A 20,498-nucleotide genomic window follows, 5' to 3' on the forward strand; every position below is an offset into this window, starting at 1 on the left:
CGCGCCGGCACCGCCCCCCGCGGGGGCCCTGCGGAGGGGCCGGGAGCCGGTGGTTACCGTGGTGTCCACCACAGCGCCACCCGAAGGGGGCCGGTCAGCGGCCCGTCGGCCCGTCGGCGACTTTGTTCCTGCGTTCACAAGCGGTTACCGTGGCGTTCGCGGGCGATCGTCGCCCGCGTCCCGATGTCGCAGCTCCGCCCCGGCGCCCGCCGGGCCCCGGGCGCGACCGCAGTGGAGTGCCCCGTGATCCAGCCGCGGCCCCGGACCATCCCGGAGGCCACCGTCGCTCGTCTGGCCGTGTACCTGCGGGTGCTCACCAGCTTCGCCGACGGCGGCCGGACCACCGTCTCCTCCGGTGAGCTCGCCTCGGCCGCCGGAGTCAACCCCGCCGGCCTGCGCAAGGACCTCTCCCACCTGGGCTCCTGCGGGGTGCGCGGCGTCGGCTACGAGGTGCGTGCGCTGCGCGAGCGGATCGCCCGCGTCCTCGGCGCCGAGCGGTCCCGCGCGTGCGTCCTGGTGGGGATCGGCAACCTCGGCACCGCGCTGGCCGACTACGCCGGCTTCGGCAGCCGCGGGTTCCGGTTCACCGGCCTGTTCGACGCCGCCCCGGAGCGGATCGGCCAGCGCATCGGCGGCCTCGCCGTGCAGCCCATGGCCGAGCTGGAGGAGACCGTCGCCGGGACGGCGGTCGCCATCGGCGTCATCGCCACCCCGGCCGAGGTCGCGCAGCAGGTCTGCGACCGGCTGTGCGCCGCCGGGGTGCGCAGCATCCTCAACTTCGCCCCCGTGACGCTCACGCCGCCCCCGGGGGTCGACGTCCGCCAGGTCGACCTGTCCGTGGAGCTGCAGGTGCTGGCCTTCCTCGGGCAGCAGCGGGCCGTGCCCGCCGGGGAGGTGTCGGCGTGACCCTCCTCGCGGTGGGCGTGAGCCACCAGACCGCACCGGTCGCGCTGCTCGAGCAGTTCGCGATGGACGCCGACGACCGGGTCAAGGCGCTGCACGAGCTGCTCGACAGCGACCACGTCACCGAGGCCCTCGTGCTGGCGACGTGCAACCGGGTCGAGGTGTTCGCCGAGGTGGAGCGGTTCCACGGCGGCGTCACCGACGTGAGCCGGGTGCTGGCCCGCCAGGCCGGCGCCACGGTGGAGGAGCTCTCGCCCTACGTCACCGTCCACTACGAGGACCAGGCCGTCGCCCACCTGTTCACCGTGGCCGCCGGGCTCGACTCGATGGTCGTCGGCGAGACCCAGGTGCTCGGTCAGCTGCGGGCGGCCTACGCCCTCGCCCGCGAGCAGGGCACGGTCGGCCGCGCGCTCCACCCGGTCGCCCAGCGCGCCCTGCGGGTGGGCAAGCGGGTGCACTCCGAGACCGGGATCGACCGGGCCGGTGCCTCGCTCGTCTCGGTCGCCCTCGACCGCGCCGAGGCGCGGATCGGTGCCCTCGCCGGCCGCCCGGTGCTGGTCGTCGGCGCGGGCTCGATGGGTGCGCTGGCCGCGACCACGCTGGCCCGCCGCGGCGCCGACGTCGTCGTCAGCAGCCGCACCGAGGCCTCGGCGCAGCGGCTCGCCACCGCGGTCGGCGGCCGGCCGGCACCGATGGCCGACATGGGCCGCGAGCTGGCCGGCGCCGACGTGCTGCTGACCTGCACCGGCGCCACCGGGCTGGTCGTGGGCACCGACGTGGTCTCCGCCGCGATGGCCGGCCGCGCCGACCGGCCGCTGGTGGTCATCGACCTGGCGCTGCCCCGCGACGTCGACCCCGGGGTGGCCGGCCTGCCGGGCGTGCACGTCGTCGACCTGGCGCTGCTGCAGGGCGAGCGCACCGACGCGGACTCCCCGGCCGGTCCGGTCGCCGCCGACGACATCTCCGCCGCGCGCGCCATGATCGAGGCCGAGACGGCGCTGCTGCGTGCCGAGCGCCAGGCCGCCGAGGTCGGGCCGACGGTCTCCGCGCTGCGCAGCCAGGCCGCCGAGGTGGTCGACGCCGAGCTCCTCCGGCTGGCCGGCCGGCTGCCCGACCTGGACGTCCGCGCCCGCGCGGAGATCGCCCGGACCGTGCGCCGGGTCGTCGACAAGCTGCTGCACGAGCCGACGGTGCGGGTGAAGGAGCTGGCGGCCACCCCGGGCGGCACCGACTACGCCGGTGCCCTCCGGGCGCTGTTCGGCCTGGGCATCGACGCCGACGTCACCCCCGGGGCCGGCCGGCTGGCCGATGCGGTGACCGTCGACCCCGACCGGCACGGAGGTGCGTCATGACCGCCATCCACGCGGCGGCCACCCCGGCCGGCACCGCGGGGAGCCCGGTCCCGCTGCGGCTGGGCACCCGCGCCAGCGTGCTGGCCCGCACCCAGTCGCAGGCCGTCGCCGACGCGCTGACCGCCGCGACCGGAGTGCCGGTCGAGCTCGTCCTCATCAGCACCGAGGGCGACCGGTCGTCGGCCACCATCGCGCAGATGGGCAGCACCGGGGTGTTCGTGACCGCCATCCGCCGGGCCCTGACCGACGGCGAGGTGGACCTCGCGGTGCACAGCTACAAGGACCTCCCGACCGCACCGGCGCCGGGGCTCAGCCTCGCGGCGGTGCCGGTGCGCGAGGACCCGCGCGACGCCCTCGTGGCCCGCGACGGGCTCACCCTCGGGGAGCTGCCGCCCGGCTCGCGGATCGGGACCGGCGCGCCCCGCCGGGTGGCCCAGCTGCGGGCGCTCGGCCTCGGGCTGGACATCGTGCCGATCCGGGGCAACGTCGACACCCGGCTGGGCCGGGTGCGCGGGCTGGCCGGCCTGGAGGGCCCCGGTGACCTCGACGCCGTCGTGCTGGCGCGCGCCGGGCTGAGCCGGATCGGGCACACCGACCGGATCACCGAGACCCTCGATCCGCTCCAGGTGCTCCCCGCTCCCGCCCAGGGCGCCCTGGCCGTGGAGTGCCGGAGCAGCGACGCCCGCACCCGGGAGCTGCTCGGCCGGCTCGAGGACACCCCGACCCGCGCCTGCGTGGTGGCCGAGCGCAGCACGCTGGCCACCCTGGAGGCCGGCTGCAGCGCACCGGTCGCCGCCTACGCGGAGGTGGCCGAGGGCGAGGCCGGCCCCGAGCTGTTCCTGCGCGCGTCGGTGACCGCCCTCGACGGCAGCGACTCCGTCCGCGGCTCGCTCACCGGCCCGCCGGCCGACGCCGCGGCGCTCGGCCGGGCCCTGGCCGCCGACCTGCTCGACCGGGGCGCGGCCGCGCTCATGGCAGCCGGTCGATGAGCCCCGCCTCCCCCCAGACCCCATCAGACGCCCGAGCACTTCGGGCCAGACCAGATGCCCGACGCAGTCGGGCCAGGATCAGGAGCACGCGATGACGCGCTTCCGCAAGACCGCAGGCCAGTCCGGCCGGGTCGTGTTCGTGGGCGCCGGTCCCGGTGACCCCGGCATGCTGACCGCCCGGGCCACCGCGGCGCTGGCCGAGGCGGCGGTGGTCCTCGTCGACGCCGACGTCCCGCCCGCCGTGCAGGAGGCCGTCCGCGAGGCCAACCCCGCGGCCGAGCTGACCCCCGTGTCCGGCGAGCCCGCCGACGTCGCCAAGGGCGCCGTCGCCGCCGCGAAGAACGGCGCGGTCGTCGTGCGGCTGGTCAGCGGTGACCCCTACACCGCCGACGCGGTGGTCAAGGAGGTGCTCGCCGTCGGCCGCACCTCGGTGCCCTTCGACGTGGTGCCCGGCGTCGCCACCGCCACCGCCGTCCCGGCGTTCGCCGGTGTCGCCATGGGCAGCACCTCGGTGACGACGGACCTGCGCAGCGGCGTGGACGTCACCGCGCTGGCCGGCGTCGTCAGCAGCGCCGGCGGCACCCTGGTGCTCCAGGGCACCGCCGAGGAGCTCCCCGACGCGGCGGTCCGGCTGGTCGAGGGCGGCCTGTCGGGCAGCACTCCGGTGGTCGTGACGACCGGGGGCTCGGGCACCGGGCAGAAGAGCATCGTCGCCAAGCTGTCGGCGATCGCGGAGAAGACCGCCGGGCTGGACCCGCTGAGCGGGGCGGTGGTGGCCACCGTCGGTGCCGCCGTCGACAAGCGGGCCCGCATGTCGTGGTGGGAGAGCCGCCCGCTGTTCGGCTGGCGGGTCCTGGTGCCGCGCACCAAGGACCAGGCCGGCGAGATGAGCGACCGGCTGCGGGCCTACGGTGCCGTGCCGGTCGAGGTGCCGACGATCGCGGTCGAGCCGCCGCGCAGCCCGGCCCAGATGGACCGCGCGGTCAAGGGCCTGGTCACCGGCCGCTACGGCTGGATCGTGTTCACCTCCGTCAACGCGGTGAAGGCGGTCCGCGAGAAGTTCGTCGAGCTGGGCCTGGACGCCCGCGCCTTCGCCGGGGTCAAGGTCGCCTGCGTCGGCGAGCAGACCGCCGAGGCCGTGCGCGACTTCGGCATCCAGCCGGAGCTCGTGCCGACCGGTGAGCAGTCCAGCCAGGGGCTGCTGGCCGACTTCCCGCCCTACGACGACGTCTTCGACCCGATCGACCGGGTGCTCCTGCCGCGGGCGGACATCGCCACCGAGACCCTGGCCGCCGGCCTGGTCGAGCGGGGCTGGGAGATCGACGACGTCACCGCCTACCGGACCGTGCGCGCCGCGCCGCCGGCCGCGTCGGTGCGCGAGGCGATCAAGGGCGGTGGCTTCGACGCCGTCTGCTTCACCTCCTCCAGCACCGTGCGGAACCTGGTCGGCATCGCGGGCAAGCCGCACGCCAAGACCGTGGTCGCGGTGATCGGCCCGGCGACGGCGGCCAGCGCCCAGGAGTTCGGCCTGCGCGTCGACGTGCAGCCGGAGACGGCCGCCGTCGCGCCGCTGGTCGACGCGCTGGCCGAGTACGCGCTGTCGCTGCGCGAGGCGGAGGACGGCGAGGGCAAGTGACCTCTATCGGTCGGGGTGGCGGGGCGGGTCAGGCGCAGGGCGCGAACCCCGGCTTCGCGCGCGGGCGCCGGCTGCGGTCGACGCCCGCGCTGCGGCGGCTGACCGCGCAGACCCGGGTGGCCCCGGCCGACCTGGTGCTGCCGGTCTTCGTCAAGGAGGGCATCGCCGAGCCGGTGCCGATCGGCTCGATGCCCGGCGTCGTCCAGCACTCGCCGGACTCGCTCCGGAAGGCCGCGCACGAGGCGGCCGAGGCGGGCATCGGCGGGCTGATGCTCTTCGGCATCCCCGCGGAGAAGGACGCCGTCGGCTCCCAGGCCGACGCCGCCGACGGCATCGTCAACGTGGCGCTGCAGCAGCTGCGGAGCGACCTGGGCGACGAGCTGGTGCTCATGGCCGACCTCTGCCTGTGCGAGTACACCGACCACGGGCACTGCGGGGTGGTGACCCCTGCAGGCGTCGTCGACAACGACCCCACGCTGGACCGCTACGCCGCGGTCGCGATCGCGCAGGCGCAGGCCGGCGCCCACGTCATCGCCCCCAGCGGGATGATGGACGGCCAGGTCGCGGCAATCCGCGCCGGGCTGGACAGCACCGCGTTCACCGAGGTGCCGATCCTGGCCTACGCGGCCAAGTACGCCTCGGGTTTCTACGGCCCGTTCCGCGAGGCCGCCGAGGGCGCCCCGCAGTTCGGCGACCGCTCGACCTACCAGATGGACCCGCCGAACGCCGACGAGGCGCTGCGCGAGGTCGCCCAGGACCTCGCCGAGGGTGCGGACGCCGTCATGGTGAAGCCCGCCCTGCCCTACCTGGACATCGTCGCGAAGGTCGCCGCGGCCGTGCAGGTGCCGGTGAGCGCGTACCAGGTCAGCGGCGAGTACGCGATGGTCGAAGCGGCCGCCGCCAACGGCTGGATCGACCGCGAGCGGGCCATCCTGGAGACGCTGACCGCCATCCGCCGGGCCGGCGCCGGCCAGGTGCTCACCTACTGGGCGGTCGAGGCCGCGCGGCTGCTCTCCCGCTAGACGGGCAGCGAGGTCGTGGACCCGTACGTCGAGCCCGGGGGCTCCTGGCGGCCGTTCTGGACGGTCGCCGGGGTCCTCGGGCTCTTTGGCGTCTGGGACCTGCTGCTGCCGGGCCCGGACGTGCCGCCCGTGGTCTGGGCCGTCGCCCTCGTCGGGGTGCTCGGCGTCGTCGCGATCGGCTGCCTGTCGGCGCGCCGGGTGTGGACCGTCCGGGTCGACGAGGGAGCGCTGACCGTCGGCCGGGAGCGGGTGCCGCTCGCCGACGTGGACCTGGACCACCTGCGGGCCGTGCGCTCCGGTGCCGACGCCGGAGCGCCGGTCCTGGGCGGCGGCTGGTCGCTGCCGCGCGGCCGCACCGGACTGCCCCTGCGGCTGGCCGACGGGCGCACCGTGCTGGTTCCCACACGCGATCCCTCGGCCCTGCGGGCCGCTCTGCTCGATCCGCGAGGGACACTGGAGCCGTGACCTCGTCGGACCGCCCGCCCTACCCCTACGAGGCGCCGGTGTCGGCCGGCCTCTTCGACCGTGGCCGGGGGATCACCCCGGGCGGGGTGAACTCGCCGGTCCGCGCGTTCCGCGCCGTCGGTGGCACCCCGCGCTTCATGGTGGAGGGGTCCGGCCCGTGGCTCACCGACGCCGACGGCCGTCGCTACGTCGACCTGGTCAGCTCGTGGGGCCCGATGATCCTCGGCCACGCGCACCCCGCCGTCGTCGAGGCGGTCGCGACCGCCGCCCGCCGCGGGCTCTCCTTCGGGGCGCCCACGGAGGGCGAGCTCGACCTCGCCGAGGAGATCCGACGCCGGGTCGCGCCGGTGGAGCGGGTGCGGCTGGTCAACTCGGGCACCGAGGCGGTGCTGTCGGCGGTCCGGCTGGCCCGCGGCGTCACCGGCCGCCCGCTGCTGGTCAAGTTCGCCGGCTGCTACCACGGCCACGTCGACGCGCTGCTCGCCGCGGCCGGCTCCGGCGTCGCCACCCTCGGGCTCCCCGACACCCCCGGCGTGACCACCGGTGCCGCCGCGGACACGATCGTGCTGCCCTACAACGACGTCGCCGCCGTCGAGGCGGTCTTCGCCGAGCGCGGCGCGCAGATCGCCGCGGTCATCAGCGAGGCGGCGCCGGGCAACATGGGCGTCGTCCCGCCGCTGGACGGGTTCAACGCGCAGCTGCGGCGGATCACCGCCGAGCACGGCGCGCTGCTGGTGCTCGACGAGGTGATGACCGGCTTCCGCGTCTCTCCGTCGGGCTGGTACGGCCTGGACCCGGTCGACGCCGACCTGTTCACCTTCGGCAAGGTCATGGGCGGCGGGCTGCCCGCCGCGGCGTTCGGCGGCCGGGCCGACCTGATGGAGCACCTCGCCCCGAGCGGGCCGGTGTACCAGGCCGGCACGCTGTCGGGGAACCCGGTGGCGGTCGCGGCGGGGCTCGCGACGCTGCGCCAGTGCACCGACGAGGTCTACGCCCGCTGCGACGAGGCGTCCGCCGTCCTGCGCGGTGCGGCCAGCGCGGCGCTGTTCGCCGCCGGGGTGCCGCACCGGGTGCAGCAGGCCGGCAGCATGTTCTCCATCTTCTTCGTGCCCGACGAGCGGCAGGTGCGCGACTTCGACGACGCCCGCACCCAGGACGTCGCCCGCTACACCGCGTTCTTCCACGCGCTGCTCGCCCGCGGGGTCTACCTGCCGCCGTCGGCGTTCGAGTCCTGGTTCGTCAACGCCGCGCTCTCCGGCCCGGCGCTCGACCTGGTGCTGGAGGCGCTCCCCGCCGCGGCCCGGGCCGCCGCGGAGGTCGAGACCCACCGCACCGGCGCCCTGGAGAGCGAGCGGTCCTCATGACCGAGACGACCGTCGTCCACCTGCTCCGCCACGGCGAGGTGCACAACCCGCAGGGCGTCCTCTACGGCCGGCTGCCCGGCTACCGGCTGTCCGAGGCCGGTGAGGCCATGGCCCACCGCGCCGCGGAGTGGTTCGCCGGGCACGACGTCACCCACCTGGTGTCCAGCCCCCTGGAGCGGGCGCAGCAGACCATGCGCCCCCTCGCCGAGGCGACCGGCCTCGAGGTGACCATCGACGACCGGATCATCGAGGCGGGCAACGCGTTCGAGGGCCGGGTCGTCGGCGGCTCCGGCGGGGTGTTCCGGGCGCCCCGGAACTGGTGGCGGCTGCGCAACCCGTTCCAGCCGTCCTGGGGCGAGCCGTACGTGGAGATCGCCGCGCGGATGATCGCCGCCGTCGAGGCCGCGCGGGACGCCGCCCGCGGGCACGAGGCGGTGCTGGTGAGCCACCAGCTGCCCATCTGGACCACCCGGCTGCACGTCGAGGGGCGCCGCTTCGTGCACGACCCCCGCCGCCGGCAGTGCTCGCTGGCCAGCGTGACCTCGCTGACCTACGAGGGCGACCGGTTCGCGGGCGTCGGCTACGCGGAGCCGGCCGGTGCGACCGATCCCGACGCGGTGCCCGGGGCATGAGGAGGGCCGCGCTCGCCCTGCTGGCCGGGGCCCTGCTGACCGGGTGCTCGACCGGGTCCGACGCCGTCGACGTCAACAACGGCGGCGAGTTCCGCTACGTCGCGGGCACCCCGCGCGGCGAGGTCATCCCCCCGGAGGAGCGTGCGTCGGCCCCGGAGTTCTCCGGGAACCTGCTGGACGGGGAGCCGTTCTCCTCGACCGCGCTCGACGGCGACGTCTCGGTGATCAACTTCTGGGGCTCCTGGTGCCCGCCCTGCCGGGTGGAGACGCCGGAGTTCCAGGAGGTCTACGCCGACGTGCGGGACCAGGGCGTGCAGTTCCTCGGCATCAACGTCAAGGAGACCGACGAGCAGTTCGCGCAGGCGTTCGTCGACAACTTCGGCATCGAGTTCCCCTCGCTGCACGACCCTCGTGGCGAGGTGGCCCTGGCGTTCCGCGACTACCCGGCCAACGCCATCCCGTCCACGATCATGCTGGACCGGCAGGGCCGGGTGGCGGCCGTCTACACCGCCGAGGTGTCCCAGGAGGACCTGCGCGCCACGCTGGACCTCCTGCTGGCCGAGGGGGCCTGACGTGGGGGAGACCTTCGCCGACCTGGTCACCGACGGGCCGCTGCTCGTGGCGGCTGCGGTGTCGGCGCTGGTCGGGCTGATCAGCTTCGCCTCGCCGTGCGTGCTGCCCCTGGTGCCCGGCTACCTGTCCTACGTCACCGGCCTCGTGGGCAGCGGGACGCGTACGCCGGCGCCCCCGCCGGCCCGCTCCGCGGACGGCGGCGGTGGCGCCACCACGGTCGCGCCGCCGGTCGTCGACGAACGTCCGCCGCGGGGGCGCATGGTCCTGGGCGCCGTCCTGTTCGTGCTGGGCTTCACGGCCGTCTTCGTGGCCTTCGGCGCACTGTTCGGCGGGCTGGGCCGGCTCCTGCTCGTGCACAACGACCTGATCACCCGGCTCATGGGCGTGGTGACGATCGTGATCGGCCTGGCGTTCCTGGGCCGGGTGCCGTTCCTGCAGCGCACGGCGCGGCTGTCGGCGCGGCCGGCGGTCGGGCTGGCCGGCGCGCCCCTGCTCGGCATGGTGTTCGCCCTGGGGTGGACACCGTGCATGGGGCCGACCCTCGGCGCCGTCCAGGGCCTGGCCTTCGTCGAGGCCACTGCCGGGCGGGGGGCGCTGCTGTCGGTCGCCTACTGCCTCGGCCTGGGGGTGCCGTTCGTCCTGGTCGCGCTGGGTGCCCGCTGGGCCGTGGGGGCGACGACCTTCCTGCGCCGGCACGCGCAGGCGGTCACCCGCTTCGGTGGTGCGGTGCTGGTCGTCGTCGGGCTGCTCCTGGTCACCGGCGCGTGGACCGAGATGATGGGCTGGCTGCGCTCGTGGCTGGCCGCCACCGGGTTCGGGGAGTCCGCGCTGTGACGACCACGGCCCCGCGCCAGGCGGCCGCCGCCCCACCGCCCCCGCCCGCCGGCCCGTCGGCCGGCCGCCGCCTGCGCGCGCTGCTCCTGCGCCAGTGGCGGCGGCTCACCGCGATGCGCACCGCGATCGTGCTGCTGTTCCTGCTGGCCCTGGCCGCCGTGCCCGGCTCGCTGCTGCCGCAGCGGTCGCTGTCGCAGAACAACGTGCGGCAGTACCTCGCCGACCACCCCGACCTGGGGCCGTGGCTGGACCGGCTGTACCTCTTCGACGTCTTCAGCTCCCCGTGGTTCGCCGCCGTCTACCTGCTGCTGTTCATCTCCCTGATCGGCTGCGTCGTGCCGCGGGCGCTGGAGCACGCCCGTGCGCTGCGCACCCCGCCGCCGCCCGCGCCGCGGAACCTGCTCCGGCTGCCCGACTCCACCGAGCTGCGGGTGCCGGCGGCTCCGGCCGCCGCCCTCGACGTCGTCGAGGAGGAGCTGCGGGTGCGCCGGTACCGCGTCGAGCGCCGCGAGGGCGTGCGCGGGCCGGAGCTGTCCGCCGAGAAGGGCCACCTCAAGGAGACCGGGAACCTGGTCTTCCACCTCTCCCTGCTCGCCCTGCTGCTGGCCCTGGCCGGCGGCAAGCTCTGGGGCTACGAGGGGAGCATCCTGGTCACCGAGGGCCAGGGCTTCTGCAACTCGTTCCAGCAGTACGACACCTACTCGGCCGGGCCGCTGGTCGACAGCGGTGACCTCAGCCCGCTGTGCGTCGACCTCGAGCAGTTCACCGCCGAGTACGAGGAGAACCTGACCGCTGCCTCGTTCACCGCCGACATCCGCTACGGGGAGCCGTCGGCCGAGGGCCGACCGACGACCATCGGGGTCAACGACCCGCTGCGGCTCGACGGCGACCGCGTCTACGTCACCGGCCACGGCTTCACCCCGTGCTTCACCGTGGAGGTCCCGGGCGGGACGTCGTTCGAGGAGGTCTGCGCCCCCTTCCTGCCCAGCGACCAGCAGACGCTGGCCAGCGAGGGCGCGCTCAAGCTGCCCGACATCCCCGGCCGGGAGGAGCAGCTCGCCCTCCGCGGGTTCTTCGCACCGACCGGGTCGATGCAGGGCGGCCTGCTGACCTCGGTCGATCCGCGACCGCTGGCCCCGCAGGTGGCCCTCCAGGCGTTCTCGGGCTACCTCGGCCTGGACTCCGGGCTGCCGCAGTCGGTGTACTCCCTGGACGCCAGCCAGATCGAGCGTGGCCGGCTCACCGAGGTGGGCTCGGCGAACCTCGCGGTGGGCGAGACGATGGACCTGCCCGACGGCACCCGCATCACCTTCAGCGGGGTCAAGGAGTTCGCCGCCATGCAGCTCTCGCACGACCCCGGTCAGGTGTGGGTGCTCGCCGCGGCGATCACCCTGCTCGCCGGCCTGCTGGGCATGCTCCTGCTCCGCCGCGAGCGGGTCTTCGCCCGGGCCGACCCCGGGGCCGGCGACGGCGGTACCGTGCTCTCGCTGGCCTCGCTCACGCGGGGCGGCGGCGAGAGCGGCTCGCGGTTCGCCCTCCTGACCGACGACCTGCGCACCGCGCTCGCCAGCGCGGCTCCCGCCCGCACCGCATCCGATCCGGAGGTCCCCCCGCGTGACTGACTCCGCCCTGGCCGAGCTGTCGGACACCCTGTTCTCCGTCAGCGTCGCGCTCTACTCGGTGGCGCTGCTCGCGTTCTGCGCACAGCTGGCGTTCGGCCGGCGCCGGGCCCGGGACCGCGAGCTCGTCGGTGCCGGCGGACCGGTCGTCGAGCCGCCGCTGGAGGCCGCGCCCTCCGGCGGCAACCGCTGGGGCCTCCTCGGCATGGGGCTGACGGTCCTCGGCGTGCTCGCCCACGCCGGAGTGCTCGTCGCCCGCGGGATGGCCACCGGCCGGCTGCCGTGGGGCAACATGTACGAGTTCGCGACCGCGGTCGTGCTGGTCGCCGTCGTCGCCTACGTCGTGCTGGCGGTGCGCGCACCCGGGCTGCGCCACATCGGGGTGTTCGTCCTCGGGCCGGTCATCCTCGCCATGGTCGGCATCGGCCTGTTCCTGTACGCCGAGGCCGGCCCCCTGGTCGCCGCGCTGCGCTCGAGCTGGCTCGCGGTGCACGTCACCAGTGCCATCCTGGGGTCGGGGATCTTCCTGGTCAGCGGGATCGCCAGCGCGCTGTACCTGGCCCGGACCCGCCGGAGCGCCTCGGCGCCGGGAGCCGACACCGGGATCCTCTCCCGGCTGCCCTCCGGCGAGAGCCTGGACCGGCTGGCCCACCGCACCGCGGTGTTCGGCTTCCCGATCTACACCTTCGCCATGATCGCGGGGGCGATCTGGGCGGAGAGCGCGTGGGGCCGCTTCTGGGGCTGGGACCCCAAGGAGACCTGGATGTTCATCTCCTGGGTCGTCTACGCCGGCTACCTGCACGCCCGGACGACGGCCGGCTGGCGCGGCCGCCCGGCCGCGTGGGTCAACGTGGTCGGCTTCGCGGTGGTCCTGTTCAACCTGCTCTACGTCAACATGGTGTCCACCGGCCTGCACAGCTACGGCGGGGTCTGAGCCGTCCGACGGCGCCGCCGCCGGGGATCCCCCGTCCGGGCCAGGTGCGCTGACGGATGTCGGAGGGGCGTGCTTCCATGCCCCCATGGAGCTGACGATCAGGGCGTGCGCCCGCCGGGAGGCGCGGCGTGGGTAGGCACACGGCGGTCGACGGAGCCGCGTCGCACCCCCTCGTCGCGGAGGCGCTCGCCGCTCGCACGGCGGAGGCCGCCGGCACCCACCGCGAGAGCCCGCGGGCAGCGGGGGAGAAGGGCGACCTCGGCTGGCCGGGCGAGCCCGACCGGGAGGGCGGCGGCCTGGGCTGGCCGGGCGGGGAGCAGGACCGCCGGCCGGGCGGGGAGCAGGACACCGCCGATGACGAGCCGGCGCAGCCACGACGGGGCTGGCGCCGGCTGTTCGGGTCGGCGCCCGCCGCCTGATCGGGAGCGCCCGTCCACCGCCCCTGGGCGGGGCGGCGGCGGGCTTCCCGCGCCGCTACGCGGGCGAGCCGTCGTCCCGGCGCGCCCGGCGCTCGAGCTCCCGCAGGAACTCCGGATCGTCGTCGGGCGCCACGAACTGCACCGGGCCGCGCGGCCGCTGCGGGCGCGGCGCACGCTGCGCCCGCCCGTCCGGCCCCGAGTTCGCCGCGGCGCGCACCACCAGGGCCACGACCACGACCGCCATCACGAGCACCACCAGGAACACCATGGTCCCACCCCCTCGTCACCGACCAGCGTACGTCCGCAGCGATACTCGGTGCCGACGATCGGATCTCCCCGGCGTCCCGGGGCAGGACGGAGAACGACCATCGACGCCGTGGACCGGCAGCTGATCGACCTGCTGCGCGCCAACGGGCGGGCCAGCTACGCCGAACTCGCCCGGCAGGTCGGCCTGTCGTCCCCCGCCGTGCACGAGCGGGTGGGCAAGCTGGAGGCGGCCGGGGTCATCACCGGCTACCGCGCCGTCGTCGACCCCGCGGCGGTGGGGCTGCTGGTCACCGCGCTGGTGAGCGTCATCGAGAGCGACGCGGTCGACGACCCCGGCGTGCAGGAGGAGCTGCGGGCGCTGCCCGCGGTGGAGGACTGCTGGCGGGTGGCCGGGAGCGAGGGGTACGTGCTCAAGGTGCGCGTGACCGACATCCCGGCACTCGAACGCACCATCGACGCGTTGAACCGGATCAGAGGGGTCGCACGGACGAGGACGACGGTCGTTCTCTCGACCAAGTGGGAGGGCCGTCATGGCTGATCAGGACCAGACCGCCGGCGGAACGCCAGTGGGCCCGGCGGGTGGCGCGGCGACGCCGCCGAAGATCCTGCCCTGGCTGGTGCTGTACACCGTCGGCCGGTTCGCGATCGCGGCCGCGCTGGTGCTCATCCTGTGGTGGGCCGGGCTGGACAGTGTCACCGGCCTGCTGCTCGGTCTGCTGCTGTCGATGCCGGCGTCCTACCTGCTGCTGCGGCCCTCGCGCGACCGGCTCACCGAGGCGCTCGCGGCCCGCAGCGTCGCCCGCCGCGCGGCCAAGGAGGACCTGCGCAACCGGCTCAGCGGCGAGACGGCCTAGCCGCCCTCCCTCAGCTCAGCGCCAGCCCGGCGGCGAGCAGCACGCCGGTGACCAGGGTGAGCAGCCCGGTGCCGGCCAGCGCCCCGATCAGCGCCGGACCGCGGCCACCGGAGAGCACGGTGCGCACCGGCCCGAGGGCCAGCGGCGCGGCGGCCAGCCCCAGCAGGGCCCACGGCCGGGCGAGCCCGACCGCGGCGATCACCACGAACGGCACGACGAGGAGCGCCGCGAAGGCCACCCGGGTGGCGCGGTCGCCCAGCAGCACCGCGAGCGTCCGCTTGCCCACCCGGCCGTCGCCCTCGATGTCGCGCAGGTTGTTCACGACCAGGATCGCCACGATCAGCAGGCCGATCGGCACCGAGACCGCGAAGGCCAGCCCCGGCAGCGTGCCGGTCTGCGCGTACGTCGTCCCGACGACGGCGACCAGGCCGAAGAAGACGAAGACGAACACCTCGCCCAGCGCCCGGTAGCCGTAGGGCAGTGGCCCGCCGGTGTAGGTCCAGGCCGCGGCGATGCAGACCGCCCCGACGGCGACCAGCCACCAGCTGGACAGGGCCGCCAGCGCCAGCCCGGCCACTCCCGCGACCGCGAACGACGCCAGGGCGGCGACGAGCACCTGCCGCGGGGTGGCGGCGCCGGAGCCGACCAGCCGCATCGGCCCGACCCGGTCGGCGTCGGTGCCGCGGCGGCCGTCGGAGTAGTCGTTGGCGTAGTTCACCGCCACCTGCAGCGCCAGGGCGACGAGCAGGGCCAGCAGCGCCGGCACGAGCCGGAAGCCGTCGAGCGCGGCGGCGGCGCCGGTGCCGACGAGCACCGGCGCGAGCGCCGCCGGCAGGGTGCGCGGGCGGGCGCCGGCCAGCCACTGCGCGGGGGTGGCCATGGTCAGTGCGCTCCCTGGAGGATCGAGGCGGCGACCGCGCGGCGGTCGGGCTTGCCGGTGTGCAGCGTCGGGACGCCGGGGACCGTGTGCAGTTCCCGGGGGGCGGCGGGGGCGCCCAGCCGGGCGGTGACCCAGGGGCGCAGGGTGCCGAGGTCCGGCGTCGCGCCGGCGGCCGGGACGACGGCGGCGACGACCCGCTGCCCCCACTCCGGGTCCGGGCGGCCGAACACCACCGCGTCGGCCACGTCGGGGTGCTCGCGCAGCGCCGCCTCGACGGCGGCGGGCGCGACGTTCACCCCGCCGCTGATCACCACGTCGTCGAGCCGGCCGTGCACGGTGAGCCGGCCGGCGTCGAGGGTGCCGGCGTCGCGGGTGCGGAACCACCCGCCGGCGAACGCGGCCGCGGTGGCGGCGAGGTCGCCGCGGTAGCCCAGGGCCAGCGTGGGCCCCGAGAGCTCGATGCCCCCGTCCGTGACCCGTACCCCGACGCCGTCCAGCGGGATCCCGTCGTAGACGCAGCCGCCGGCGGTCTCGGTCATGCCGTACGTCGTCACGACGGCGATCCCCGCGGCGCGGGCACGGGCCAGCAGCGCCGGGTCGGTCGCCGCCCCGCCCACCAGGACCGCGTCGAAGGCGGCCAGCGCGGCCGGCTCCGCGTCGAGGAAGCGGCGCAGCTGGGTCGGGACCAGCGCGGTGTACCGGCGGTCGCCGGCCGGCATGCGGGCGAGCGCGTCGGCCAGCGTGCCGTCGGCCGCCAGCCGGGTCACCGGCCGGCCGGCGACCGCGCTGCGGCAGAGCACCTGGAGGCCGGCGATCGCCGACACCGGGAGCGCGAGCAGCCAGCTGCCGGGCCCGCCGAGCCGGGCGGAGGTCGCGGTCGCCGACGCGCGCAGCGCCGCGGCGGGCAGCAGCACGGCCCGGCCGCCCCCGGTGGACCCGGAGGTGACGACGACGAGGTCGGCGCCGGCCTCCAGCGGCTCGTCGGGACGCAGGACGGCGCGGGCGGCGTCGACCACCGCGGCGGGGCCGGCCGGGAGGACGGCGAGCGGGCGGGCGCCGTCGAGCGCGGCCCGGACGTCGTCGCCGGACAGCTCGGCCGCGGGCACGAGGGTCAGCTGCCGAGCCACGAGGAACGAGCCTACGACCCGGCCGAATTAGGCTGACCACCATGACCGCCCTCCCCGCTGCCGCCCTGCCGGCGGGGATCACCGAGCTCGCGGTCTACGAGGTGCCGCTGCGCACCCGCTTCCGGGGCATCGACGTCCGCGACGGGGTGCTGCTGCGCGGCCCGGCCGGGTGGGGCGAGTTCTCCCCGTTCTGGGACTACGACGCCGCCGAGAGCCGCCGCTGGTGGGCCTCGGCCGTGGAGTCCGCCGTCGAGGGCTGGCCGGCGCCGGTGCGCGGCTCGGTGCCGGTGAACGTGACGGTGCCCGCCGTCGGCCCCGAGCGGGCGCACGCGCTCGTCGCGGCGTCGGGCTGCCGGACGGCGAAGGTGAAGGTGGCCGAGCCCGGGCAGCCGGCCGGGGACGACATGGCGCGGGTGGAGGCGGTCCGCGACGCGCTCGGCCCCGCCGGCGCCATCCGCGTGGACGCCAACGCCGCCTGGGACGTCGACACCGCCGTCGCCCACCTCCGGGAGCTGGACCGGTTCGGGCTCGAGTACGCCGAGCAGCCGTGCGCCGGGCTGGACGAGCTGGCCGCGCTGCGCCGCCGGGTGGACGTGCGGATCGCCGCGGACGAGGTCGTGCGCCGCGCCGACGACCCGCTGCGGGTGGACCTGCGCGAGGCCTGCGACGTCGTCGTCCTCAAGGTGCAGCCGCTGGGCGGGGTGCGCGCGGCGCTGCGGGTCGCCGAGGCGCACGGGCTGCCGTGCGTGGTCTCCTCGGCGCTGGAGTCCTCGGTCGGCATCGCGGCCGGTGTGGCGCTGGCCGCGGCGCTGCCCGAGCTGCCCTTCGCCTGCGGGCTGGCCACCGTGGCGCTGTTCACCGCGGATGTGAGCAGCGCACCGCTGCTGCCGGTCGACGGCGCGCTCCCGGTCGGCCCGCGGGAGCCCGACCGGCTGGCCGAGGTCGCCGCCGGCGAGGGGACGTCGGCCCGCTGGCGGGCCCGCGTGGACCAGGTGCGCGCCGGATGAACCCCTCGACCGCGTTCGCCCGGGTGCTGGTCGACGAGCTGGTGCGCGGCGGCGTGACCGACGCCGTGCTGTCGCCCGGCTCCCGCTCGGCGCCGGTCGCGCTGGCGCTGGCCGCCGCCGAGCGGTCCGGCCGGCTGCGGCTGCACGTGCGGATCGACGAGCGCACCGCCGCCTTCCTGGCGCTCGGGCTGGCCAAGGCCGCGGGCCGGCCGGTGCCGGTGCTCACCACCTCGGGAACCGCGACCGCCCACCTGCACGCCGCCGTCCTGGAGGCCGACGCGAGCGGGGTGCCGCTGATCGCGCTCACCGCGGACCGGCCGCCGGAGCTGCGGGCGACCGGCGCCAACCAGACGATCGAGCAGGCCGGCCTCTACGGCGGTGCGGTGCGGTGGGCCGCCGACGTCGGCGTCCCCGAGGTCGGGCGGGACGCCGAGCAGAACCGCTACTGGCGGTCGGTGGTCGCGAAGGCGCTCGCGATCGCGGCGGGCACCCTGTCGGCCGACCCGGGGCCGGTGCAGCTGAACCTGGCGCTGCGCGAGCCGCTGCTGCCCGACGACGAGGCCGGGGAGCTCGCCGCCCCGTGGACCGGGCGGCCCGGCGGCGCGCCGTGGACCGCGGCGGAGCCGTCCGCCGGCTGGGCGGCGCGGGCGCACCGGCTGCCGCCGCGGACGCTGGTCATCGCCGGCGACGGCCCGCTGCACGCCGCGCCCGCGCTGTCGGAGGGCTCCGCGTGGCCCGTCGTCGCCGAGCCGAGCAGCGGGTTCTGGGGTCTGCCGGGCAGCGTGCGCGGTGGTGTCCTGGCGCTCGGCGCGCGCGACTGGCTGGCCGCGCACCGGCCGGAGCACGTGCTGGTCGTGGGCCGGCCGACGCTCTCCCGGCCGGTCGGCGCGCTGCTGGCCGACCCCGCCGTCACGGTGCAGACGGTCAGCGCCTCCCCGCGGTGGGCCGACGCCGGCCGGTCCAGCAGCGCGGTGTCGCGGCTGTTCGCCGGCGCGGAGCCCGACGCGGCGGCCGACCAGCCGTGGGGAGCCGCCTGGCACGCCGCCGCCGCACGGATCGGCGCCGCCGTCGACGCGGCGCTCGACGCGGCTCCGGAGCTGACCGCCGCCCGGCTCGCCCGCGACCTGGTCGCCACCCTGCTGTCCGGTGCGCTGCTCGTGGTCGGCTCCTCCACGCCGATCCGCGACGTCGACCGGCTGGCCGTTCCGCGCGCCGACCTCACCGTGCTGGCCAACCGCGGGGTGGCGGGCATCGACGGCACCGTCTCGACCGCCGTCGGCGCCGCCCTGGTGCACCAGCGGGCCGGTGGGGGCCCGGCGTTCGCGCTGATGGGCGACCTGACCTTCCTGCACGACCTCACCGGACTGCTGCCCGGCGACGGGGAGGCGCGGCCGGACCTCACGGTGGTCGTGCCCGACAATGACGGCGGGGGCATCTTCGCCCAGCTCGAACCGGGGCAGGAGCGCTACGCCGGCGACTACGCCCGGGTGTTCGGGACGCCGCACGGCCGCGACCTGGAAGCGGTGGCGGAGTCGCTGGGCTGGGCCGCCACGCGGATCGGGTCGGCCGCGGAGCTGCCGTCGGCGCTGGCGCTCGGCGGCCCGCGAGTGGTCGTCGTCGGCACCGACCAGCGCGCCGAGGCGGCACTGGCGGCCGATCTGCGCGCCGCGGCGGCGCAGGCACTGGTGTCGTCCTGAGTCGTGCCGGGCTGCGCTCCGTGAATTCCCCCGCGCGGCCGTGGCCGACGGCCGTCGTCCTCACGGTCGCCGCGCTGGCCCTCGGCCTGGTGGACTGGCCGCTCCCGCGCCTGACGGTCGGCGGGCTGATGGTCGACCGGGTGCCCGGGCCCCTCTGGGTGCTCGTCCTCGGGCTGACCGCGGTCTGCGTCGCCGTGGCGGTGGTGGGGACCCGCCGCGCGGTCGGTGCACGGTTCCGCGGCCCCGCAGCGGCGCTGTGGCTGGTCGTCGTGGTTCTGACGGCGGCCGTCCTGGCCTGGAACGCGCTGTACTCCGCGGCCTACTCGACCACCGTGGTCGACGCGCTGATCCCGGTGCTGCACTGGCTGTTCACCTTCGTGCCCGCCGTCCTCGGGGCGCTGGCCTTCCGGCGGGCCGGCCGCGCCGAGCGCGCCGCGGGGGCCCTGGGCACGGGCGTCGTGTCCCTGCCGCTGTTCGCGCTGGGCTGGGCACTGCTGGTGGCGTCCGACGACGGGTGGACCGACCACCTGGCGAGTGCCGCCTTCGGCGTCGCGGTCCTGGGCGTGCTGCCGCTGGTCGCCGGGATCGCGATCGGCGCGGCCGGCGGCCGGCGGGCCGAGTCGGCCCCGCCACGGCCCTGAGCCGGGGTCAGCCCTCGAGCGCGGCCTGGAAGGCGGCGAACTTCGACTGGGTCTCGGCGAGCTCCGCGGCCGGGTGCGAGCCGGCGACGATGCCGCAGCCGGCGAACAGCCGCGCCCCGTCGTCGCCGACCAGCTCCGCGCAGCGCAGCGCCAGGCCGAACTCGCCGTCGCCGGTCGCGTCCAGCCAGCCCACCGGCCCGGCGTACCGGCCCCGGTCCATGCCCTCGAGCTCCCCGATGAGCGCGGCGGCGTCCGGGGTGGGGGTGCCGCAGACCGCCGCGGTGGGGTGCACGGCGCCGACCAGCTCCAGCAGGCCGGCCGAGTCTCGCTGGGTGCCGATCACGTCGGTGGCCAGGTGTCGCACGTTGGCCAGCGTGAGCAGCTCCGGCTCGGCCGGTGCGGTCAGCTCCCGGCAGTAGGGCTCCAGCGCGCGGACCAGGGAGTCGACGGCCAGGCCGTGCTCGGCGCGGTCCTTGGCCGAGTCCAGCAGCGCCGCGGCCAGCCGCTCGTCCTCGGCGCCGGCCCCGCGCGGGGCGGTTCCGGCCAGCACGCGGGAGGACAGCTGCCGGCCGGTGCGCCGGAGGAGCAGCTCCGGCGTGGCACCGAGCAGCCCGTCGACGGCGAAGGTCCAGCAGCCCGGGAACCGGGCGGCCAGCCGGCGCAGGATCCGCCGGGGGTCGAGGGGGACGTCGGAGGAGACCAGGAGGTCGCGGGCGAGCACCACCTTCTCCAGCTCGCCGGCGTCGATGCTGGTGACGGCGGCGGCGACCGCGGCGCACCAGCTCGCCGGGTCCAGCGCGCCGTCGGCGTAGCGCAGCCGCGGCGCCGGCCCGTCGTCCGCGGGTGCGGCCTCCGGCAATTCCGGCGCGGCCCCGACGGCGGTGATCCAGCCGACGCCGTCCCGCCGCCCGACGACGACCTCGGGGACGACGAAGACCGACGTCCCGGCGACCGGGTCGAAGGCGATGCTGGCGAACAGGACCGGGCCGGAGCCGGGCACGCGCACCTCGTCGGCGACGTCCAGGCCGGTGGTGAACCGGTCCCACCACTCGGCGGCCTCGGCCAGTGCACGGGGGCCGGAGACCTCCAGGCGGGCCGCCTCGCCCCATCCGACCAGGCCCTCGCCGTGGCGCACCCAGGACAGCCCGCCGCGGACCGGGAGCAGGTCGAGGAGCGCGGCCGCCTGCTCCGACCGGACCGTGGTGACGGCGCGCGACGCCGCTGCCGGGGAGGTCAGGGCGGCCGCGGTCACGTGATCAGAGTAGGAGGCCTTGTAGCGTCGA

General features: G+C 76.6%; 22 protein-coding genes. 18 read left to right on the top strand and 4 right to left on the bottom strand.

Annotated elements, in window-relative coordinates:
* The first annotated feature begins 243 nt into the window (after window positions 1-243).
* The 13 genes from BD833_RS03310 to BD833_RS03370 all read left to right on the top strand — a co-directional run bounded on the left by BD833_RS03310 (window position 244) and on the right by BD833_RS03370 (window position 12,742).
* The gene (locus BD833_RS03310; protein WP_166531724.1) at window positions 244-906 is read left to right on the top strand and encodes a redox-sensing transcriptional repressor Rex; all 663 of its coding nucleotides are present in this window, start codon (window positions 244-246) and stop codon (window positions 904-906) included.
* Window positions 903-2,255: a glutamyl-tRNA reductase gene (locus BD833_RS03315; protein WP_166531725.1), complete on the top strand. Its 1,353-nt coding sequence runs from the start codon at window positions 903-905 to the stop codon at window positions 2,253-2,255. The genes BD833_RS03310 and BD833_RS03315 overlap by 4 nt, the downstream gene beginning before the upstream one ends.
* Complete coding sequence (gene hemC, locus BD833_RS03320) at window positions 2,252-3,244, top strand: hydroxymethylbilane synthase (protein WP_166531726.1); 993 nt, start codon at window positions 2,252-2,254, stop codon at window positions 3,242-3,244. Before BD833_RS03315 ends, hemC begins: the two co-directional genes overlap by 4 nt.
* Window positions 3,245-3,335: 91 nt before the next feature.
* Window positions 3,336-4,880 carry a uroporphyrinogen-III synthase gene (locus tag BD833_RS03325; RefSeq protein WP_166531727.1) on the top strand — a complete coding sequence of 515 codons (1,545 nt, stop codon included), beginning with the start codon at window positions 3,336-3,338 and terminating at the stop codon, window positions 4,878-4,880.
* Window positions 4,877-5,902, top strand: a complete 1,026-nt coding sequence (gene hemB / locus BD833_RS03330) for a porphobilinogen synthase (protein WP_243737423.1) — start codon at window positions 4,877-4,879, stop codon at window positions 5,900-5,902. Before BD833_RS03325 ends, hemB begins: the two co-directional genes overlap by 4 nt.
* Window positions 5,903-5,917: 15 nt before the next feature.
* Window positions 5,918-6,367 (top strand): hypothetical protein, encoded by a 450-nt coding sequence (locus BD833_RS03335; RefSeq protein ID WP_166531728.1) that lies wholly within the window; start codon window positions 5,918-5,920, stop codon window positions 6,365-6,367.
* Window positions 6,364-7,731 carry a glutamate-1-semialdehyde 2,1-aminomutase gene (gene hemL / locus BD833_RS03340; RefSeq protein ID WP_166531729.1) on the top strand — a complete coding sequence of 456 codons (1,368 nt, stop codon included), beginning with the start codon at window positions 6,364-6,366 and terminating at the stop codon, window positions 7,729-7,731. Before BD833_RS03335 ends, hemL begins: the two co-directional genes overlap by 4 nt.
* Window positions 7,728-8,363 carry a histidine phosphatase family protein gene (locus BD833_RS03345; RefSeq protein WP_166531730.1) on the top strand — a complete coding sequence of 212 codons (636 nt, stop codon included), beginning with the start codon at window positions 7,728-7,730 and terminating at the stop codon, window positions 8,361-8,363. The genes hemL and BD833_RS03345 overlap by 4 nt, the downstream gene beginning before the upstream one ends.
* Complete coding sequence (locus BD833_RS03350) at window positions 8,360-8,935, top strand: TlpA family protein disulfide reductase (protein WP_166531731.1); 576 nt, start codon at window positions 8,360-8,362, stop codon at window positions 8,933-8,935. The genes BD833_RS03345 and BD833_RS03350 overlap by 4 nt, the downstream gene beginning before the upstream one ends.
* A 1-nt stretch (window position 8,936) precedes the next feature.
* The gene (locus BD833_RS03355) at window positions 8,937-9,770 is read left to right on the top strand and encodes a cytochrome c biogenesis CcdA family protein (RefSeq protein ID WP_166531732.1); all 834 of its coding nucleotides are present in this window, start codon (window positions 8,937-8,939) and stop codon (window positions 9,768-9,770) included.
* On the top strand, window positions 9,767-11,392 hold the full coding sequence (gene resB / locus BD833_RS03360) for a cytochrome c biogenesis protein ResB (RefSeq protein WP_166531733.1): 1,626 nt from the start codon (window positions 9,767-9,769) through the stop codon (window positions 11,390-11,392). Before BD833_RS03355 ends, resB begins: the two co-directional genes overlap by 4 nt.
* The gene (ccsB, locus tag BD833_RS03365; protein ID WP_166531734.1) at window positions 11,385-12,323 is read left to right on the top strand and encodes a c-type cytochrome biogenesis protein CcsB; all 939 of its coding nucleotides are present in this window, start codon (window positions 11,385-11,387) and stop codon (window positions 12,321-12,323) included. Before resB ends, ccsB begins: the two co-directional genes overlap by 8 nt.
* A 128-nt stretch (window positions 12,324-12,451) precedes the next feature.
* Complete coding sequence (locus BD833_RS03370; protein WP_166531735.1) at window positions 12,452-12,742, top strand: hypothetical protein; 291 nt, start codon at window positions 12,452-12,454, stop codon at window positions 12,740-12,742.
* 55 nt (window positions 12,743-12,797) lie between these two features.
* Here the strand turns inward: BD833_RS03370 and BD833_RS03375 are convergent, their stop codons facing one another.
* Window positions 12,798-13,010 carry a hypothetical protein gene (locus BD833_RS03375; RefSeq protein ID WP_166531736.1) on the bottom strand — a complete coding sequence of 71 codons (213 nt, stop codon included), beginning with the start codon at window positions 13,008-13,010 and terminating at the stop codon, window positions 12,798-12,800.
* A gap of 108 nt (window positions 13,011-13,118) precedes the next feature.
* Here BD833_RS03375 and BD833_RS03380 point away from each other — a divergent pair, with 108 nt between their 5' ends.
* Both BD833_RS03380 and BD833_RS03385 read left to right on the top strand, forming a co-directional pair.
* Window positions 13,119-13,547 (top strand): Lrp/AsnC family transcriptional regulator, encoded by a 429-nt coding sequence (locus BD833_RS03380; protein ID WP_243737424.1) that lies wholly within the window; start codon window positions 13,119-13,121, stop codon window positions 13,545-13,547.
* A complete protein-coding gene (locus BD833_RS03385) occupies window positions 13,540-13,863 on the top strand; it encodes a DUF4229 domain-containing protein (protein ID WP_166531737.1) in 324 nt (107 codons plus the stop codon). The genes BD833_RS03380 and BD833_RS03385 overlap by 8 nt, the downstream gene beginning before the upstream one ends.
* Window positions 13,864-13,873: 10 nt before the next feature.
* Here the strand turns inward: BD833_RS03385 and BD833_RS03390 are convergent, their stop codons facing one another.
* Both BD833_RS03390 and menE read right to left on the bottom strand, forming a co-directional pair.
* Window positions 13,874-14,743, bottom strand: coding sequence for a 1,4-dihydroxy-2-naphthoate polyprenyltransferase (locus tag BD833_RS03390; protein WP_166531738.1), 870 nt, complete (start codon window positions 14,741-14,743; stop codon window positions 13,874-13,876).
* Between the two features lie 2 nt (window positions 14,744-14,745).
* A complete protein-coding gene (gene menE / locus BD833_RS03395; protein WP_166531739.1) occupies window positions 14,746-15,870 on the bottom strand; it encodes an o-succinylbenzoate--CoA ligase in 1,125 nt (374 codons plus the stop codon).
* 41 nt (window positions 15,871-15,911) lie between these two features.
* On the opposite strand from menE, the gene BD833_RS03400 reads away from it, so the two are divergent.
* The 3 genes from BD833_RS03400 to BD833_RS03410 are packed head-to-tail and all read left to right on the top strand — an operon-like array spanning window position 15,912 to window position 19,215.
* A complete protein-coding gene (locus BD833_RS03400) occupies window positions 15,912-16,877 on the top strand; it encodes an o-succinylbenzoate synthase (protein WP_166531740.1) in 966 nt (321 codons plus the stop codon).
* The gene (menD, locus tag BD833_RS03405; RefSeq protein ID WP_166531741.1) at window positions 16,874-18,574 is read left to right on the top strand and encodes a 2-succinyl-5-enolpyruvyl-6-hydroxy-3-cyclohexene-1-carboxylic-acid synthase; all 1,701 of its coding nucleotides are present in this window, start codon (window positions 16,874-16,876) and stop codon (window positions 18,572-18,574) included. The genes BD833_RS03400 and menD overlap by 4 nt, the downstream gene beginning before the upstream one ends.
* Window positions 18,575-18,594: 20 nt before the next feature.
* A complete protein-coding gene (locus BD833_RS03410) occupies window positions 18,595-19,215 on the top strand; it encodes a hypothetical protein (RefSeq protein ID WP_166531742.1) in 621 nt (206 codons plus the stop codon).
* A 7-nt stretch (window positions 19,216-19,222) separates the two neighbouring features.
* On the opposite strand, the gene BD833_RS03415 is transcribed toward BD833_RS03410, so the two are convergent.
* A complete protein-coding gene (locus BD833_RS03415) occupies window positions 19,223-20,467 on the bottom strand; it encodes an isochorismate synthase (protein ID WP_166531743.1) in 1,245 nt (414 codons plus the stop codon).
* Window positions 20,468-20,498 lie beyond the last annotated feature (31 nt).

Origin of the sequence: Blastococcus xanthinilyticus, from assembly GCF_008124835.1 — a bacterium.
In the GTDB taxonomy this organism is placed as follows: domain Bacteria; phylum Actinomycetota; class Actinomycetes; order Mycobacteriales; family Geodermatophilaceae; genus Blastococcus; species Blastococcus xanthinilyticus.

Bases quoted from the DNA above. Each gene is read 5' to 3' on its own strand.
- BD833_RS03345 (WP_166531730.1), top strand. From the start codon at position 7,728: ATGACCGAGACGACCGTCGTCCACCTGCTCCGCCACGGCGAGGTGCAC.
- BD833_RS03350 (WP_166531731.1), top strand. From the start codon at position 8,360: ATGAGGAGGGCCGCGCTCGCCCTGCTGGCCGGGGCCCTGCTGACCGGG.
- BD833_RS03385 (WP_166531737.1), top strand. From the start codon at position 13,540: ATGGCTGATCAGGACCAGACCGCCGGCGGAACGCCAGTGGGCCCGGCG.
- BD833_RS03375 (WP_166531736.1), bottom strand. From the start codon at position 13,010: ATGGTGTTCCTGGTGGTGCTCGTGATGGCGGTCGTGGTCGTGGCCCTG.
- menD (WP_166531741.1), top strand. From the start codon at position 16,874: ATGAACCCCTCGACCGCGTTCGCCCGGGTGCTGGTCGACGAGCTGGTG.
- hemC (WP_166531726.1), top strand. From the start codon at position 2,252: ATGACCGCCATCCACGCGGCGGCCACCCCGGCCGGCACCGCGGGGAGC.
- BD833_RS03390 (WP_166531738.1), bottom strand. From the start codon at position 14,743: ATGGCCACCCCCGCGCAGTGGCTGGCCGGCGCCCGCCCGCGCACCCTG.
- BD833_RS03325 (WP_166531727.1), top strand. From the start codon at position 3,336: ATGACGCGCTTCCGCAAGACCGCAGGCCAGTCCGGCCGGGTCGTGTTC.
- BD833_RS03400 (WP_166531740.1), top strand. From the start codon at position 15,912: ATGACCGCCCTCCCCGCTGCCGCCCTGCCGGCGGGGATCACCGAGCTC.